Annotated in this window: 2 protein-coding genes; both read right to left on the bottom strand. The window is 48.8% G+C overall.

Annotation, left to right across the window (positions count from 1 at the left end):
• Positions 1-208 precede the first annotated feature (208 nt).
• Positions 209-490, bottom strand: coding sequence for a helix-turn-helix domain-containing protein (locus ACKLKD_RS27775; protein ID WP_000780222.1), 282 nt, complete (start codon positions 488-490; stop codon positions 209-211).
• On the bottom strand, positions 471-800 hold the full coding sequence (locus tag ACKLKD_RS27770; RefSeq protein WP_000493286.1) for a type II toxin-antitoxin system RelE/ParE family toxin: 330 nt from the start codon (positions 798-800) through the stop codon (positions 471-473). Before ACKLKD_RS27770 ends, ACKLKD_RS27775 begins: the two co-directional genes overlap by 20 nt.
• Between the last annotated feature and the right edge of the window lie 1,039 nt (positions 801-1,839).

Here is a 1,839-nt window from a genome sequence, read left to right as displayed (position 1 = left end):
TAAGTCACCGGCGGCTTGCCTGCCACACATTGAACATTACAGACCAATTAGCACTTTGTCACCGGGGAAAGATGTAAAGATTATGTATAAATAGATTGGCTTAGAAGTGACATTTCAACTTTGGAGAAACAGGTGACATTTTAAACTTGCTTTAACAAAATTTTGGGACTGACCGAAACAAAAAGGCCAGCCCCGGAGGGCTGGCTATTCAGTACAGGGCAATGACAGGTTTCTTGATGCCGCAGGCGTGAGCGTAGCGGGTCAGTGTGTCGATGCTGGCTTTGGTGATGTTGTTTTCCAGGCGAGAAATAACCGGAGGTGTAACCCCCATGCGTTCAGCAACCTGCGCTTTTGTCAGGTTGTCATGCTTGCGCCATTCAGCAAGCAGCTCCCTGAGCTTTTCCTTACGTTCTTCTTCCTGCCATGCAGCGCGATATTCATCGTCCTGCATCCACTCGTTATGCAGTTCTTTATGGCTTACCAGTTTCATTAAGTACCTCCGCTAACCGCTTTTTGGCGAGATCGATTTCTTTCGCTGGCGTTTTCTGTGACTTCTTGATGAAAACACGGAGCATGATGATGGTATTGCCTTTGTGGTATACCCAGATTCCCCTGGCTATGTCCGTCCCCATCGTGCGGATCTCAAAAAGTCCATCGCCCAGGGGCTTCGTGTCCGGCTCCCGCAGTAATCGGGCGTCATACTCCAGTTTGCCGATGAGACGGTCAAACTTCACCCTGATTTTTACGGGTAATGCTGTGGCTTCTTCCCTGGCTTCCGGGTGATAAACAACGCTAAACATGTGACCTCCCATTTCTATTAATATTAACCTATAGGCTAATTTCAGACAAGGTAGAATTAACCTATAAGCTAATTTTGTTGGCAGTTATCGTGGCTACCCGGTCACTACCCTGTTAGCGTGAGTTTTCGTTCCACTGAGGAACGGGGATTTATGCGCGTTAGCGCATGTAAGGCGGCAGGATGAAATGACAGGTAGCACCGAGGGTTAGCCGCCGATACCAGTGAGGGATCGAAAGGGATCGCCTATCCATCCCTTCACCTTGCAAAGCCATATTCCGCTAAAAGCGGCTCAGAGGCTTTTGTGCGCGGTCGGAGTGGTCACAACAAGGCGAAGCCGCAGTTGGGGCGTATCTCCGCGTTAGCGGGTCGTAAGAGCCGCTTACGAGCGTGTAAGCTAATTCTTCAGCGATATTTGCTGACGTATCCGGCGTGGCCGGATTTGTCCAATCCCTCGATGGCTAACAGGCGAGCTGTTAGCCATCGAGGGATTCCGTTCTGAATGCCCCGCGCTTTAGCGTGGGGAGCTACTTTTGAGGCGCTCGCGCCGATGCTGTTCGGTTATCCACTTTTTAAAGGGGATAACAGTAATGTCTTTTATTTTTTGGTTTATCTTTTAATACGTAAGTAATTAAAAGATAAACCAAAAGAGTATTTGCGCCATCTCGTTTGCACTTCATTATCACTTACCCACAAGCTATACAGCAGTTGTGGTGGGTCTACGCCGGAACCGCCGAAAAATCCGTCATTCCTGTAGGCGGGATGGGTTGGATTTCGAAAATTATTGTACTATAAGGGCTTCCCCGGCGTGTCAACGCCGGTGTTTATGGTTTCTGTCTGCTCTTCAGTAAAAATAAAGGGGAGAGACTGCGGTACTATAAACGGCCATGATGAATCGTCATCGATTCGGACCCTGATGAAAGACGCGCGTGAGGTTCTTGTTCGTTAAGCGGATACGTATATCCTGTACAATAGCCAGATAGGCCTCACGGGGTCTAACCCTTTATCATCGGCACTGTTGCAAAGTTAGCGATGAGGCAGCG

It is taken from the genome of Klebsiella sp. 10982 (genome assembly GCF_048589245.1).
Taxonomy (GTDB): Bacteria; Pseudomonadota; Gammaproteobacteria; order Enterobacterales; family Enterobacteriaceae; genus Klebsiella; species Klebsiella quasivariicola.
Note: the sequence above shows the minus strand (reverse complement) of the source record. Positions and strands in the feature narration are given on the sequence as shown.